General features: G+C 71.1%; 14 protein-coding genes. 4 read left to right on the forward strand and 10 right to left on the reverse strand.

Features of this window, described 5'->3' with window-relative positions; translation table 11 throughout:
* The first annotated feature begins 7 nt into the window (after positions 1-7).
* From ALA01S_RS04205 to ALA01S_RS04215, 3 genes are all read left to right on the forward strand, one after another.
* Complete coding sequence (locus ALA01S_RS04205) at positions 8-1,573, forward strand: sulfatase-like hydrolase/transferase (protein ID WP_066332434.1); 1,566 nt, start codon at positions 8-10, stop codon at positions 1,571-1,573.
* 120 nt (positions 1,574-1,693) lie between these two features.
* On the forward strand, positions 1,694-2,809 hold the full coding sequence (locus ALA01S_RS04210) for a porin (protein WP_066332435.1): 1,116 nt from the start codon (positions 1,694-1,696) through the stop codon (positions 2,807-2,809).
* Positions 2,810-2,843: 34 nt separating this feature from the next.
* Positions 2,844-3,836, forward strand: coding sequence for a tripartite tricarboxylate transporter substrate binding protein (locus tag ALA01S_RS04215; protein WP_084267202.1), 993 nt, complete (start codon positions 2,844-2,846; stop codon positions 3,834-3,836).
* Between the two features lie 3 nt (positions 3,837-3,839).
* On the opposite strand, the gene bla is transcribed toward ALA01S_RS04215, so the two are convergent.
* A complete protein-coding gene (bla, locus tag ALA01S_RS04220; RefSeq protein ID WP_084267211.1) occupies positions 3,840-4,739 on the reverse strand; it encodes a class A beta-lactamase in 900 nt (299 codons plus the stop codon).
* A 351-nt stretch (positions 4,740-5,090) separates the two neighbouring features.
* Between bla and ALA01S_RS04225 the strand changes: the two genes are divergently transcribed.
* Entirely contained in the window at positions 5,091-7,061 is a 1,971-nt protein-coding gene (locus ALA01S_RS04225) for a serine/threonine protein kinase (protein ID WP_169805846.1), read from the forward strand.
* Between the two features lie 58 nt (positions 7,062-7,119).
* On the opposite strand, the gene ALA01S_RS04230 is transcribed toward ALA01S_RS04225, so the two are convergent.
* The 9 genes from ALA01S_RS04230 to ALA01S_RS04270 form a co-directional block, all read right to left on the reverse strand.
* Complete coding sequence (locus ALA01S_RS04230) at positions 7,120-8,007, reverse strand: Pnap_2097 family protein (protein WP_066332445.1); 888 nt, start codon at positions 8,005-8,007, stop codon at positions 7,120-7,122.
* Between the two features lie 12 nt (positions 8,008-8,019).
* Positions 8,020-9,336, reverse strand: a complete 1,317-nt coding sequence (locus tag ALA01S_RS04235; protein WP_066332447.1) for an MSMEG_0569 family flavin-dependent oxidoreductase — start codon at positions 9,334-9,336, stop codon at positions 8,020-8,022.
* 80 nt (positions 9,337-9,416) lie between these two features.
* Positions 9,417-9,710 carry an MSMEG_0570 family nitrogen starvation response protein gene (locus tag ALA01S_RS04240; RefSeq protein WP_066332449.1) on the reverse strand — a complete coding sequence of 98 codons (294 nt, stop codon included), beginning with the start codon at positions 9,708-9,710 and terminating at the stop codon, positions 9,417-9,419.
* A 9-nt stretch (positions 9,711-9,719) separates the two neighbouring features.
* Positions 9,720-10,943: an MSMEG_0565 family glycosyltransferase gene (locus ALA01S_RS04245; protein WP_066332451.1), complete on the reverse strand. Its 1,224-nt coding sequence runs from the start codon at positions 10,941-10,943 to the stop codon at positions 9,720-9,722.
* Entirely contained in the window at positions 10,940-11,974 is a 1,035-nt protein-coding gene (locus ALA01S_RS04250) for a sll0787 family AIR synthase-like protein (protein WP_066332495.1), read from the reverse strand. Before ALA01S_RS04250 ends, ALA01S_RS04245 begins: the two co-directional genes overlap by 4 nt.
* Complete coding sequence (locus ALA01S_RS04255) at positions 11,967-12,575, reverse strand: MSMEG_0567/Sll0786 family nitrogen starvation N-acetyltransferase (protein ID WP_066332454.1); 609 nt, start codon at positions 12,573-12,575, stop codon at positions 11,967-11,969. Before ALA01S_RS04255 ends, ALA01S_RS04250 begins: the two co-directional genes overlap by 8 nt.
* A gap of 17 nt (positions 12,576-12,592) precedes the next feature.
* On the reverse strand, positions 12,593-13,675 hold the full coding sequence (locus ALA01S_RS04260) for an MSMEG_0568 family radical SAM protein (RefSeq protein WP_066332496.1): 1,083 nt from the start codon (positions 13,673-13,675) through the stop codon (positions 12,593-12,595).
* An 88-nt stretch (positions 13,676-13,763) separates the two neighbouring features.
* Positions 13,764-14,789 carry a Nit6803 family nitrilase gene (locus tag ALA01S_RS04265; RefSeq protein WP_066332457.1) on the reverse strand — a complete coding sequence of 342 codons (1,026 nt, stop codon included), beginning with the start codon at positions 14,787-14,789 and terminating at the stop codon, positions 13,764-13,766.
* A gap of 13 nt (positions 14,790-14,802) precedes the next feature.
* Complete coding sequence (locus ALA01S_RS04270; RefSeq protein WP_066332459.1) at positions 14,803-15,285, reverse strand: MSMEG_0572/Sll0783 family nitrogen starvation response protein; 483 nt, start codon at positions 15,283-15,285, stop codon at positions 14,803-14,805.
* Positions 15,286-15,527: the final 242 nt, after the last annotated feature.

Below are 15,527 nucleotides of genomic sequence, written 5' to 3' on the forward strand. Positions count from 1 at the left end.
TTGAGGCATGTCAAGCGCTCGCAACATCCTCTTCATCATGGCCGACCAGCTCCGCTGGGACCATCTCGGCTGCAGCGGCCATCCCTACCTGCGCACGCCCAACCTGGACGCCCTCGCCCGCCGCGGCGTGCGCTTTGCCAACGCCTTCGTCAACAGCGGCGTGTGCGGACCCAGCCGCATGAGCTACTACACGGGCCGCTACCCCATCAGCCACGGCGCGACCTGGAACCGCGTGCCGCTGCCCGTGGGCGAAGTGACCCTGGGCGAGTACCTCAAGGGCGCCGGGCGGACGCTGGCCCTGGCCGGCAAGACCCACGTCATGGCCGACCAGGAGGGGCTGGCCCGCCTGGCGCTGGACGGGCAGTCGGCGCTGGGCACCTTCCTGGAGCGCGGCGGCTTCACGGAGATCGACCGCTACGACGGCCACCACCCGCCCGGCAACGAGAGCGGCTATCCCGCCTTCCTGCGCGCGCAGGGCTACGACAGCGCCGACCCGTGGAGCGACTACGTCATCTCCGGCGTGGATGCGCAGGGGCGCGTGGTCAGCGGCTGGCACATGCGCAACGTGCACCTGCCCGCGCGGGTGCGCGAGGAGCACTCCGAAACCGCCTTCATGACCGACCAGGCCATGGGCTTCATGGACCGCATGGGCCAGCAGCCCTGGGTGCTGCACCTGAGCTACGTGAAGCCGCACTGGCCCTACATGGCGCCCGCGCCCTACCACGCGATGTACACGGCCGACCAATGCCTGCCCGTGCAGCGCAGCGCCGCCGAGCGCGAGGACGAGCACCCGGTGGTGGCCGCCTACCGCCAGAGCGAGGAAAGCCTGAGCTTCCAGCGCGAGGACTGCATACGCACGGTGCGCCCGGCCTACCAGGGCCTCATTGCGCAGCTCGACGCGCACTTGGGCCGCCTGTTCGAGCACATGGAGGCGCGCGGCCTGATGCAGGACACGCTCATCGTCTTCACCGCCGACCACGGCGACTACCTGGGCGACCACTGGCTGGGCGAGAAGGAGCTGTTCCACGACACGGTGCAGAAGGTCCCGTTCATCGTGGTCGATCCGCGCCGCGAGGCCGACGCCACGCGCGGCCGCGTCGAGCAGCGCTTCGTCGAGGCGGTGGACGTGGTGCCCACCTGCCTGGACGCGCTGGGCCTGGCGCTGCCCACGCACCGCATCGAGGGCCGCAGCCTGTGCCCGCTGCTGCGCGGCGAGGAGCCGCCGGAGTGGCGCGACTTCGTCTATTCCGAGCTGGACTACAGCTTCAAGCAGGCGCGGCGGCTCGTGGGGGTCGGCCCGCAGGAGGCGCGCGCCTTCTCCCTGCGTACCGAACGCTGGCGCTACGTGTACTGGCTGCACGCGCCGGAGCAGCTCTACGACCTGCAGGCCGATCCGCAGGAGTTCCACGACCTTGGGCGCAGCGCCAGCCATGCCGGCGTGCGCGAGACGCTGCGGGGACAACTGCTGGACTTCCTGGCCCGCCGCAAGCACCGCACCACCGTGAGCGACGCCTTCGTCGAATCCCGCACCAACCGCCACAAGCAGGCCGGCGTGTTCTTCGGCCAGTGGTGAGCGGGCGCCCGCCTGCCACCCACGCGCCACCGCCCTGCCCTTGCCTGTCATCCGGCGGCGCCCGCGCGGGCCCGTCCGCCGGGCCCTGGCCGCCTGCAACCCACTCTGGGAGACCCCTTCATGAACAAGTCCGCCTTCACCGCCGCGGTGCTGGCTGCCGGTGCCGGCGCCGCGTCGGCGCAGACCGGCGTGAGCCTTTTCGGCCTCGTCGATGCGTATGTCGAATCGGCGCGGATCGCCGGCCAGCCCACTGTGAACCGCGTCTCCAGCGGCGGCAGCGCGGCCTCGCGCTGGGGGCTGCGCGGCGGCGAGGACTTGGGCGGCGGCCTCAGCGCCCACTTCGTGATCGAAAACGGCTTCGCTCCCGACACCGGCGCGGCGTTGCAGGGCGGGCGGCTGTTCGGCCGCCAGGCCTGGGTCGGCCTGGCCTCGGCCACAGCTGGGGAAATCCGCCTGGGCCGCCAGTACGCACCCATTCATTACTCGATGCAGGGCAGCGACATCGACGCCTTCTCCGCCTTCTCCCCGGTGTTTGCGATGTACCTCTCCAACGGCGAGCAAAGCCGGCAGGACAACCAGGTGAGCTGGTGGACGCCCAAGCTGGCCGGCTTCTCCGGCGCGGTGTCGGTGGCCGCGGGTGAAAACGCCGCCGTCGCACCCGGACCAACGACGGGCTGGATCCCCGCGACCGGCACCGCCCGGCGCAGCCTGGGTGCGCTGCTGCGCTGGCAGTCCGGCAATCTGGACGCCAGCGCGGCCTTCCACCGGGGCGGCCAGGCGCTGGCGGCCGGCGAGGCCGAGCAACAGGCCTTCAACCTGGGCGCAATCTGGCGCGCGGGCAGCGTGCAGGTGGGCGGCAACTACTGGTTGCACCGCAACGAGCTGCCCTCCGCGGCCACGGCGCGCACGCAGGGCTTCGCTTTGGGCGTGCGCGTGCCGGTGGCCGGCGCGCTCAGCCTCGTGGCCCAAGTGGCCCAGGTGCGCGACAACGGTCATGCCTATGCCACGGGCGCCGTGAAGGCCGAGGGCCGGACGAACCACCTCAACGTGGGCGCGAGCTACGCCCTGTCCAGGCGCACCGAGCTCTACCTGCGCCATGCGCGCGTGCAAGACCGCAGCGGCGGCTACAACGGCCGCGCCAACGCCGCCCTCCTGGGCGCTTTAGGCGCCAACAGCGCCCTGCCCCCCGATGGTTCGGCCCGCACCCTGGGTGTGGGCCTGCGCCACAGCTTCTGAGCTCCCCAGCCTCGACACACACCAGGAGACGACGATGCAAGCCCAAGCCCGCCCAATGGCACTGTCCCCCCGGCGCACCCTGCCCGTCCTGCTGGCGCTGGCCGCGGCGCTGCCGCTGGCCGCCCAAGCGCAGGCGGCCTGGCCCGCGAAGCCGATACGCGTCATCGTGCCGCTGCCGCCGGGCGGCCCAAGCGACATCGTGCTGCGCTCGGCCGCCGAGAAGATGCAGCCGCTGCTCAAGCAGACGCTGGTCATAGACAACAAGCCCGGCGCGGCCGGCAACTTGGGCGCTTCGGAAGCCGCGCGTGCCGCACCGGACGGCTACACCTGGCTGTGGAGCACCGACACGCTCGTCACGGTGAACCCGCACGTCTACCAGCGCCTGAGCTTCAGGCCGGAGGACTTGCAGCCGGTGATGCGCGCCAGCAGCTTCGGCCAGACCCTGGTGTGCCATCCCGGCCTGGGCGTGAAGACCGTGACCGAGCTGGTGCGCCGCGCCAAGGACAAGCCCATGAGCTACGGCTCCGGCGGCGCGGGCTCGCCGGGGCACCTGGCCACCGAGCTGTTCAGCTCGGTGGCGGGCATCACCATGTCGCACGTGCCCTACAAGGGACCGGCGCCGGCCATGCAGGACATCATCGGCGGCGTGGTGGACTGCGGCTTCCTGGCCGCACCCACGGTGCTGCCGCACGTGCGCTCCGGGCGCCTGGTGGCCCTGGCCGTCTCGGGCGCCAAGCGCTCGCCGCTGCTGCCGGAGGTTCCCACGGTGGCCGAGTCCGGCTATCCCGGCTTCGACGCCACCTTCTCGCTCGTGCTGTTCGCGCCGCGCGGCACGCCGCAGCCCATCGTCAACGCCATGCACGACGCCCTGGCCCAGGGCTTGAGCAACAGCGCCGTGGTGGAGCGGCTGCGCCTGACGGACCAGGAGGTGGTGGCCGCCAGCCCCGAGCAGACCGCGCAGCGGCTGGCGGCGGACAGCAAGACCTGGGGCGCCGTGGCCAGGCGCATCGGCCTGCGCCAGGACTGACGCTCAGGCCGCCTCCAGCGCCGCGGGCAGGGCGCGCGCGACGTCGGCGATGGCGGCGTTGCGGTCCTCGAACGCGGCGCCGCACTCCGTGACGTAGACGCTGGCAATGACGGGCGCCCGGCCCGGCGGCCAGATCACGGCCACGTCGTTGCTGGTGCCGAAGTCGCCGCTGCCGGTCTTGTCGCCGACGCGCCAGGCCGCCGGCAGCCCGGCGCGCAGCCGCGCATCGCCCGTGCGGTTGGCCTGCAGCCAGCGCGCGAGCTGCTCGCGCGAGGCCGGCGCCAGGTGCGGGCCCAGGAGCAGGGCGCGCAGGTTGCGGCCTATGGCGGCCGGGGTGGTGGTGTCGCGCGGGTCGCCCGGCCGGGCCTCGTTGAGCGCCGTCTCCCAGCGGTCCAAGCGCGTGGCCGGGTCGCCCAAGGTGCGCGCAAACGCCGTCACCGCGGCGGGCCCGCCCAGGCTGCGCAGGATGAGGTTGGCGGCCGTGTTGTCGCTGCGCGTCATGGCGGCTTCGCACAGCGCACCCAACGGCATGCCGTCCCCCGACGCGTGCAACTCCGTCACCGGCGAGTAGGTGACCAGGTCTTCGGCCTTGAAACGGATGCGGCGCCCAAGCGCCTCCTCACCCGCATCCACGCGCGCCAGCACGGCGCCGCAGGCCAGCACCTTGAAGGTGCTGCACATCGGAAAGCGTTCATCGGCCCGCCACGTCCATTGGCGACCGCTTTGCGTATCGAGCACGTACACGCCCAGCCGGCCGCCCAGGCGTTGCTCCAGGGCGGGCAAGGCGCGCGTCAGCGCATCGGGGCCGGCGTCCGCGCCGGCCGTGGTGGTCCGGGGCAGGGCAGACAGCAGCGGCACGCCGGCCAGCGTCAGCGCAATCTGGCGCCGGGTGATTCGGGTCATGGGCATGGCTAGGATCAGAAAAGGCCTGAAAGGCCGCAGCGGTCTGAAAAACTCATTTTCCAGCGTGGAAATGAGGGCCGCCGGGGTTATTGTTTAGAAACTGGCACTATTGCGGTTCAAATACGGGTGATGCGGCACCATATGGGGTAGCCTGTGCAGGCCATAGGCCGTGCAGAAAATTTTGATGCCATATTTCTGAATCAGCAATATTGCAAAACCATGTATCGCTGACATTCAATTGCATAAATCACGATTATTTTATGTTATATCGCGTTCAATTTGTGAGGATGAAACAGGAACTTTTGCTTGATCGTGTCGAGCGCTGGAGTGTGCCGTTGAATGGGAGAGAAAATGTCTCCTGCTGAAGAGAATAAAAATGTTTCTGGCCTGAACGAGGGCGGGCCGGTCGGGGTGCTGCCGGCGGGCCATATGTTGGCGGAATTCAGGGTTGAGCGGGTCCTGGGCAAGGGCGGCTTTGGTGTCGTGTATCTGGCCTTTGATACCCAATTGAAGCGCCAGGTCGCCGTCAAGGAATTCATGCCCCAATCCCTGGCGCAGCGCTTGCCGGACCATTGCGTCGTGCCGATCTCCGAGCAGCACCGTGCGACTTTTGAGCTGGGCTTGCGCAGTTTCGTCCGCGAAGCCTGCAGCATGGCCCATTTCAAGCATCCTTCCCTGGTGGAGGTCTACCGGTTTTGGGAAGATATGGGCACGGCCTACATGGTGATGCCCTTTTACGAAGGCCAAACCCTCAAGCAGCGCCTGGAGGGCATGGTGGCCCCGCCTTCCGAACCGTGGCTGCGGGCCGTGATGACGCGCGTGATGGAGGGTCTGGATATCGTGCACCAGCAGGGCTGGCTGCACAGGGATATTGCGCCGGACAATATCCTGCTGTTGCCGGGCGACCGGCCAGTGCTGCTGGATTTCGGTTCGGCCAAGCACGACATCGGCGATGCGACACAGGCCCTGGCCGGCCTGCTCAAGCCAGGCTATGCGCCTTTCGAGCAATACAGCGATTCGCCCGATTTGAAGCAAGGCCCTTGGACCGATTTATATGCCCTGGGGGCCCTGCTGTATTTTGCAATATCGGGCCGGGTGCCCATTGCGTCCGTGGCGCGTGTCAATAACGATGCCCTGGTCTGCGCCGCCCGCGTCGGGCGCCATCGCTATTCGGCCGCCTTTTTGAAATTCATAGACCGCTGCCTGGCCGTCTGGCCTGAGCAGCGGCCCAAGAATATTTCGGCCGCCTTGCAGTTGCTGCACCACCTGGATGCCCAGGAAACCCTCAAGCAAGAAGCCGCCAAGCGCGCACGCCAGGGCGCGGGCATGCTGCGCTTTTTCAAGCATGATTTTCGGAAAATCACCCATTGGCTGGGGCGGCAGCGCGCCCTGCCATGGGTCGGCGGCTCGGCAGCGCTGTGCGCGGGCCTGGGCGGCTTGATGTTGTGGAATTTCGAGCCTGGGCCGGCAAAGTATGCGGCGGGCAAAGGGCCTGGAATGCCCGCTTATGTGGACCCTGCGGCCTCGCTACCGCCGGCTTATCCGCCCAGTGCTTCTGCCGCACCCGCCGTGGCCCCGCCTGAAAAGGCTGCGCTGCCCCTGCCTTTGGCCCAGGAAACCGAGACGCAGCCCTTGACGATGCCTGCGCGGTTTGCCAGTCCGCCCAATCCTCAAAAAGCGCTGGACGGCCTCGTGAACGCGCGTGACCCGAATATCCGCGTGGTCGTGACGCAGGGGGGTGACAATCAGAAAAACAAGAACCAACTCACGATCAAGGCCAGCGAGCCTGGCTTTCTCTATGTATTTGCCACCGGCGAGCGCAGCGGGCGCCTGGAATTGTTGTGGCCGTCCGACGATGAATCTCTTTTGCGCATGGAACGGGGGCAAGTCTGGAAAATAGACGCCCTGCCGCGCCTGGCGGCCGGAAGTGCCGGCCAGCGCGATATAGGCGTGATGGTGTCCAGGTCGGCCCGCCATTTGACCGGTGCCGGGTGGCAGGAACAGGCCGGCGTACTGAAACTGTCCTTTTCAGACTTGCAGAAAACCAGCCCTGCGCCCTGGTTTGGAAATGCCTTGTGCGCACCCGTTCCCGGCGAATGCGATGCGAATTTCGGCGCCACCCGCCTCAACCTGGCGTATTCGCCGCCGTCTCCCAAAAACGACAGGCCGGCGGCCAGACAAATTGCCAAAAATCCTGACGCGCCCCGCTGGCGCCAGGTGGCCGCCAAAAAAGCCGAATGCGAAAGCCTGGGGTATTTGATGGCCATGGACAGCAATGCCCTGGCACAGCGCCGGTATGCCCAATTGGGCTGCCGTCAATGAACGCGCTGCATCTGGGGTGGCGCGGATCGCGGCACAGGGTCTAGATGCGCGCCGGGGTTCAGGGGGCCCAATGCGTGGCGATATCGGCGATCACCCGGCCGTCGCCGCCGCGGCACACCTGGGTCCAGCTCCAATGGCCGCGCCCGGCGGCCCGCCTGGCCAGCAGGCGCAGCTCCAGCATCTCCCCGACGTTCACGTTGCCGTGGAAAACCATTTGCCGCTCCCGCACGGACGCCTGTCCATCGGCCAGCCCCCAGGCCCAGTGGGCCCTGTCCGCCAGCGCCTGGAAGCTGGCGAAGTAGAGCAGGCCGGCGCCGTTGAAGTCGTTGGACGGGCAAGGGCGCAGCGCCTGCGCCGCCAGTGGTTGCGCGTGCGCATCCAGCGCAAAGCGTTCAAGCCAGGCGCCCGCGCGCACGGCACGCGCGCCTTCCGCGCAGGCGGCCGCCTCCTCGGCGATGGCGGGGTCCGGCGTGCCGGCGCCGGCCGCCATGGGCACGCGCAGCACCGAATGGTTGTCGCCCTCGCGTTGGCGGGCCACGAAGGCCGAGAGCATCTCCAGCCGCGCCAGCGCGCCATCGGCGCCCACCAGCAGGTGGCGGCTGTAGTGGCGTGAGCGCCCAACCCGCGTGCCGTCCAGGTGCCAGCGCAGCGGCTGGTCCTCCTGCACGTCCTGCAGGCGGGCTTCGCGCAGGTGCACCTGCGTGAAGGCGGCATAGACGCGGCGGCCCTGCGCGTCGCGCAGCTCGCCGGGGCGGCAGCCCAGGCCGGCGGCCAGGTGCTGCCAATGCCTGTGGCCCGCCTCCTTGAGCAGCCAGTTTTCCGACAGGCCCAGGCTGTTGAGCTGGGGCATGCCCACGAGCAGCTCCGCCGTGTCCCGTGCGGATTGCGCCGGGCCCGGCGTGCCGCCGCGCTCGCCTGTTGCGGCCCAAGTGGAGTCGGTGCGCATGGCCGTGCCGCGTCAGGTCAGGGCGGGCTCGGCGGCGCGCTGCGGCTGCGTTCGGTCCTCGCGCGGGGCGGCCAGCCGCTGCGCGATCACGCCCACCAGGTGCTGCGCGTCGTCCGCCACGCCCAGGAAGCGCCCCGAGCCCCAGGTGTGCAGCCACGGCAGGCCCAGGAAATACAGGCCCGCCACGGGCGAGACGCCGCGGGTGAAGCGCGGGTGGCCGCGGCCGTCGAAGGCCGGCAGGTCTATCCAGCGGTAGTCGGCGCGAAAGCCAATGGCCCACACGATGCTCGTGATGCCGGCGGCGCGCAGGTCCAGCGTGGCCGGGTCCGCGGCCGGCGCCCACACCTTCTCGAACGGGGCTTCCTCGGGCGCCTCCAGGCCGGCGTTGGCGATGTACTTGTCGATGTCGCGGCGGATGCTGCAGTACACCTCGTCGGCCTCGTCGAGGTTGCGGGTGAGGTCAGTCTTGAACGTGACCTGGCCGTCGCGGATGTCGTCCAGCGTGCCGTAGAGCTTGACGCCTTCGAGCGCGAAGCGGCGCAGGTCGATCTCGTGGCCGCCGTCGCGGCCCGTCATGTAGTGGTTGGTCTTGTGGCGCGCTTCGTCGCCCAAGGGGTGGCGGTCCACCGTGAGCTGGTAGAAGCCCAGCTCGTGCAGCCACTCGGTGGCCTCGCGGCCGCGGTACACGCGCGGCGAGCGCGGCGCGGAGCCGACGGCCAGGTGCACCTGTCGCCCGGCCAGGTGCAGGTCTTCCATGATCTGCACGCCCGACTGTCCGGAGCCCACCACCAGCACCCCGCCCGGCGGCAACTGCTGCGGGTTGCGGTAGGCCACGGAGTGCACCTGCACGATGTCGGCCGGCAGGGCATGCGCGCAGGCTGGGACGATGGGGATGTCGTAGCCGCCGGTGGCCACCACCACGTGGTCCGCGCGGCACGTGCCCAAGGAGGTTTCCACCTCGAAGCCGCCCGCGGCCGGGCGGCTCACGCGGGTGACGGCCACGCCCTCGATCAGCGGCGGCTGCACCTTGGCGGCGAAGGCTTCCAGGTAGGCCACGATCTCGTCGCGCAGCATGAAACCCTGGGGTTGCGGCCCGGCGTAGGGAAAGTCGGGCAGCCGGCACTGCCAGTTGGGCGTGACCAGGCAGAAGCTGTCCCAGCGCTCGCTGCGCCAGGAGTGGCCGACACGGCGCTTTTCCAGGACGACGTGCGCGATGCCCTGCTGCTTCAGGTAGTGGCTGGCCGACAGGCCGGCCTGCCCGCCGCCGATGACGACGACCGGGTAGTGCGGCGCCAGCGTGGCGGCGGAGGTTTTATGGGCGTTGCTCATGGTGTGTTCTCAGGGTGGGACGGTGGCGGAAGGTGGCGAAGGGGCAAAGGGGCAAACGGAAAAGGGGAGCGGGCGGCGCCTCAATGCGCGGGGCCGAAGCCGAGGACTTCGACGCGTGCGCCGGGCTGTCCGGCCCAGCGGCGCGCCTGGGCTTCAAGCCGGCTGAGCTGGTCGTCGGCCCGCGAGCAGGCGAAGCCGAACTTGGCCCGCACGCGCTCGTTGGCGATGGCGGTGGTCTCGCGCAGTTGGGCCATGAAGCTCTCCAGCGCGTAGGCCTGGCCGGGCTGGAAGTAGTCCTGGATCACCAGCGAGGGCGAGTAGCAGACCGTTTCGCTGGCATCGGGCCAGCGCAGCGTGTAGTGCATGGCGGGCATGTTTTCCTTTCAGGAACAGGCAAGGGCAGGGGGACGCGCGTCGGCGGGCGCGTCGGCAGTGGTGGCGGGCCGCAGCACCTCGCGGTACCAGGCCTCGTGCAGGGCGGCGCTGCGCGTCCAGCCGTGCTCCAGGCACACGCGCGGCGGCGTGGGCGGGCGCGGCAGCAGCGCGGCCTGCCGCAGTCCGGCGGCGACGGAGCGCTCGTCCAGCGGGTCGCACCACGCCACGGCCGGGCAGCCGGCCAGGTGCTCGGTGAAGGGCGGCCGGTCGGAGACCAGCACCGGCGTGCCGCAGGCCAGCGCCTCCAGCGCCACGAGGCCGAAGCCCTCGACCAGCGAGGGCAGGGCCAGCAGCCGCGCGCGGCGCATGAGCGGGGGCAAGGCCGCATCCGGCAACGGGCCGGTGCGCCACACGGCGGCCTGCGGGCCCTCGTCCAGGCCCAGCTCGCGCAGCGCGGCGCTCCAGCCGCGCAGTGCGGGGCCGTGGTCCAGCAGGCTGGCGCCGCCGGCCATCACCAGGCGGGCGCCGGACCAGGCCGCGTCCGTGGCGCGCAGGTGGGCAAAGGCGCGCAGCAGCCGCAGGCTGTTCTTGCGCTGTTCGATGCCGCCCACGGCCAGGCACAGCGGTGCGCCGTCGGCCGCCAGCCCAAGCGCCTGCAGCGTGGCCGCGTCGCCGGCCTGCGGCGCGGGCGTGAAATGCGCGAGGTTCACGCCGTTGAACATGCGCCGCGGCGCCACGCCGTGCTCATGGCGCATCCGCTCGCACCACGTGTCGCTCACGCAGGCCAGCGCGTGCGCCGCGCGCCAGGCGCGCTCCTGCCAGGCCGCGAGCGTCGGCTCACTGAACTCGTCCAGGTGGTGCACGGTGCGTACCCAGGGCGGCAGGCCGGGGCCGCGCTGCGCCAGCGCGGCCAGCGCGTTGCCGCTGAGGCTGTCCTGGGCGTGCAGCAGCTCGAAACGGCCGGCCTCCAGCACGGCGGGCAACCCCGCTTCCAGTGCGGCGATGCGTTGCCCAACCTGCTCGACCAGCGGGCCCGTCACCCGCGGCTGCGCCACCAGCGCCACGCGGCAGGCGACCTCGCGGAACAGCCGCTGCCCCGGCTCGGCCGGCGCGATGACGGTCACCGCCTGCCCGCGCGCCGTGAGCGCCTCGGCCAGCTCCAGCGTGTGCACCACGCCGCCGCGCGGCAGCACCGAGTGCGTCAGCAGCGCGATGCGCAGCCCCGCGCTCATGCCGACCTCCGGCCGGTCATGAAGGTTTCAACAGCAAAGTCCCACAGCCCGGCTTCCTGCGGCGTGCCGCCATCGGTCTCGCCCAAGCTCAGCAGCACGCGCTTCTCGGCCGTGACCGCGCCGATGTCCTCGCAGGCGATGCCGCGCGCCGCGAAGCGGCGGGCCACCGCGTCGGCCTGCGCCGGCCGCACGCTCAGCAGGTAGCCGAAGCTGGGAAAGGCGCTGAGCCAGCGTTGCCGCGCCGCGTCGGCGGCTTCGCCAGTGGCCCGCCAGTCCGGCACGCCGCTTGGGCGGGGCAGGCGGTCCAGGGCGATGCGCGCCCCCACGCCGGAGCACTCCAGCAGCATCAGCGCCGTGCCCAGCGCGCCGGCCATGGAGATGTCCTTGCCCGCGTCGCACAAGCCGTCCTCGGCCAGCGCGGGCAGCAGCGCCAGGTCCTCGCGCAGCCGCGCGGGGGGCGCCTCGGTGGAGGCGTTCCAGAAGGGATAGGGGTCGTGCCAGTGGCCGCGCAAGTCCACGGCCATCAGCAGCCGGTCGCCCGGCCGGGCGGCGAAGCTGGAGATGAGCCGGCGCGCGTGGCCCAGCACCGCCACGGCCAGTTGCCCGGCGGCGCTGCGCAGGTTGGTGTGGCCGCCCACCAGCGGCACGCCGTAGCGTTCACAGGCCGCGCGCATGCCGGCCAGCAGCTCGGCGGCCTGCGCCTCGCCCGGGCTCCACAACGCGTCCACCACCGCCACGGGACGGCCGCCCATGGCGGCCACGTCGCTGAGGTTGACCATCACGGCGCTGTAGCCGGCGAACCAGGGCCAGGCCTGCACGAAGTCCTGCACCAGCCCCTCGATGGCCAGCAGTTGCCAGCCGCCGTGGCCGTCCGGCAGTGCCGCGCAGTCGTCGCCATTGGGCATGGCGGTGCCGGCCGCGCCCGCGTCCGTGGCCGGGTCCAGGCGCCGCAGCACGGCGCCGATGTCGCCCTTGTGCGCGAAGCCGCGGCTGGCGCGCAGCGAGGCGATGAGCGCCTGTAAATCAGTCATGGCGGCCTCCGCGCGCGGCCTGCGCCAGGACGAAGCCGGCATAGGGCGTGTCGCAGGGCGGGTAGTGCGCCAGGTCGGCGCGCATGCGCGCGTGGGCGCGGCCATGCAGCACCACCTCGTCCAGCACCTGCCAGCGCAGCCGCCGGAACAGCGGGACGTTCTGCGCCTGCACGTGGGCCAGGAATTCGGTGCAGCCCAGCGCGTGCGCGCTGCTCACGGCCAGGCGGATGAGCGTGCTGCCCAGCGCACCGTGGCGGCGCCAGTCGTGCCGCACGGCCAGGCGCGAGCCCCACCAGCGCCCGCGCGCCTCCTCGTGGATGCGCACCGTGCCCACGACCTCCGCGGGCTGCCCGCCCCAGCAGGACAGCGCCACCAGCAACTGCGTGCTGGGCTCGCGCAGGTCGATGTCGTCGAGGTCGTCGCCTTGAAAGAGGCGCTGCTCGTCGCAGAACACCTGGCGCCGCAGCGCCAGGGCCTGCGCCTGCATCCAGGGCCCGCTGGCCCACTGGATGCGGAACTCCTGCGGCTCGAAGGTGAAGGGCAGCTCGCACCAGGGCAGCGGCGCCGTGGCGCCCCGGTCGGCGTGCGTGGCGAGGTGCATGCGTGTGCTCCCCGGGCTCAGGCCGCCAGCGGCGTTTCGTAGCGCGAGAGCGTCGAGCACGCGGCGCAGCGCCCGCAGCCGGCCTTGATGTCGCCGGCGCGCAGGCCCGCCTCGGCCACCATGCGGCCCAGCGGCTCCAGCACGCTGCGCATGAACTCGGCCGGCGGGGCGGGGTAGTCCTCCAGCGGCGTGCCGCTGATGGGCACGAAGGGCACCACGAAGGGGTACACGCCCACCTCCAGCAGCCGCCGGCTCGTGGCCAGCAGCGTCTCGGCCGAATCGCCCAGCCCGGCCAGCAGGTACGTCGAGACCTGCCCGCGGCCGAACACCGCCACCGCGGCCTCGAAGGCGTCCCAGTAGCGCGACAGCGGCACCTCGGCCTTGCCGGGCAGGATGCGCTGGCGCAGCGCCTCGCCGACCACTTCCAGGTGCATGCCCAGCGTGTCCACGCCCGCGTCCTTCAGGCGCCGGAACCAGGCGTCCGAGTCCGGCGGCTCGCACTGCGCCTGCAGCGGCAGGTCCACCGCGGCCTTCACGGCCTGCGCGCTCTCGCACAGCACCAGGGCGCCGCGGTCCGGCGTGGCCGGCGTGCCGGTGGTCATCACCATGTGCTTCACACCATCGAGCTCCACGGCGGCCCGGGCGACCTCGGCGAGCTGCTGCGGCGTCTTGCGGGCGATGGTGCGCCCCGCCGCCAGCGACTGGCCGATGGCGCAGAAGCGGCAGGCCTTGCGCCGGCTCTCGTAGCGGATGCAGGTCTGCAGCACCGTGGTGGCGAGCACGTCGGCGCCGTGCAGCGTGGCGATGTGGCTGTAGGGAATGCCGTCGGCCGTGCTGCGGGCGTAGAAGCGCGGCTGCGTGGGAAAGCCGATGCTCGCGATGGGAATGCCGCCGCGGCGCAGCGTGCTGCGCCCGTCGGCCCCGGGCGCGTCGGCCACGAAGGGCGAGGTGAAGGCGCCGGCGGTGTGCACCGGGACCATCAGCGTCGTCCCGTCCACGGTGACGGCCTTGTGGTCCGAGGGGCCGGCGCCGCCGCGGCGGCTGGGCGCGCCGCTGCCCGGGTCGGCCAGGCGCAGCCCAAGCGACTGCAGCTCGGTCATCAGCCGGTGCGTGGTGCCGGCGTTTTCAGAGGCGGAAAGCGGGGCCAGGGCGGGCTCGGTCATGGTGGGTTCCTTGGGACGGTGGGGGTCAGGCCGGGAGGCGGGGGGCGTCCGCCATGGCGGCGGGGGTGTCGGCAGCCACCGGCGATGCGGCCGCAACTTCCGTGGCGGCGGGCCGCAGCGGCTGCGTGGTGGCCGCGCTCTCGCGGCGTATGGCCAGGCTCAGCAGCTCGGGGCGGGCGTAGTGCCCCACCGAATCCATCATTCGCTTGCGCTTGGCGATGAGCGAGAGGTCCAGGTCGGCCACGACCAGGCCCTCGCCCTCGGTCAACGGCTCGGCCAGGTACTTGCCTTCCGGCGAGACGATGGCGCTGTGGCAGCCGCCGCGAAGCGCCCCCTGCAGCTTCTCGTCCGGCGTGATGGCGCGGACCTGCTCCGGCGTGAGCCAGCCCGTGGCGTTGACCACGAAACAGCCGGACTCCAGCGCGTGGTGGCGGATGGTCACGCCCATCTGGTCCGCGAAGACCTGGCCGACCAGCGAGCCCGGGAACTGCGCGCAGTGGATTTCCTCGTGCTGCGCCATGAGCGCATAGCGCGCCAGCGGGTTGTAGTGCTCCCAGCAGGCCAGGGCGCCGACGCGGCCCACGCGCGTGTCCACGGCCGTCAGCCCGCTGGCGTCGCCCTGGCCCCAGACCATGCGCTCGTGGTAGGTGGGCGTGATCTTGCGGCGCTTGAGCAGCAGCGCGCCGTCGGCGTCGAAGACGAGCTGCGTGTTGTAGAGGCTGCCGTGGTCGCGCTCGTTGACGCCCAGCACCACCACCATGCCGGCCTCGCGGGCGGCGGCGGCCACGGCCTGCGTCATGGGCCCGGGCACGCTGGGCGCGCGCTCCATGAGCTGCAGGTGCGCCGCGCCCTGCAGCACCGGCGGCTGGACGAAGGAGAAGTAGGGGTAGTAGGGAACGAAGGTCTCGGGGAAGACGATCAGTTCCACCCCGCGCCGTGCGGCGTCGCGAATGGTTTGCAGCACGCGCGCGGTGGTGCCGTCGGCGCTGTCCAGGTCGGGGGCGATCTGCGCGGCGGCGGCGCGCACCGACTTGCGCTTCGTGTCAGCCATGTCGGTGCTCCCCTTACAGGGTCCAGGTGTCGAGGATGAAGGCGCCGGCCTTGCGGTGCAGCAGCACCAGGTCCAGCACGTCCAGCGGGTTGATGGGGCGTATGCCCTCGATCAGCGCACCCTCGCCGTGGCCGTAGAGCGCCTGCAGCGCGAAGCGGCAGGCGTAGACCTTGCCGCCCTCGGCGATGAACTTGGTGATCTGGTTGTTGAAGTTCTGGTGGCCGGGAAAGGCCTCGTCGCCCAGCTTGGGGAAGCCGCGCTTGACGCCCAGCGTCACGCCCGGGCCGTAGAGCAGGACGGACGTGTCGAAACCCTTGCGCTGCAGCCGCGTGGCCTGCAGCAGGTTCACCAGGCCGATGGAGCCCTCGAAGGCCACGGTGTGGAAGGTGACCAGCGCCTTCTCGCCCGGCTCGGCCTTCACGTCCTCGAAGACCTTCTCTTCGTAATCGACCAGGAAATCGCCCTTCTGGGCGGCGGGATGGGTGACCTTGGGCATGGCTGCTTCCTCTTGCGGTGTGGAGTGACGCGCGGGCCGGACATCGGCCCCTTTGGGCGTCTTGGCCGGCGGCTGCCGGACGAGGACTCCATTGCGACGCGCATGCCAATCGGCGCGCGGGCCATGCAACCAACATGCGATCAACAGAGTGAAAAGCGGGCTGCGCCGCGGCCGGGCGGCCGTGCGCGGGGCTTGCCGCAGGGCGTTGGGGGCCGCACCAAGAGCGGACGCGGGCCCATGCA

The organism is Azohydromonas lata NBRC 102462, from assembly GCF_001571085.1.
Classification (GTDB): domain Bacteria; phylum Pseudomonadota; class Gammaproteobacteria; order Burkholderiales; family Burkholderiaceae_C; genus Azohydromonas; species Azohydromonas lata.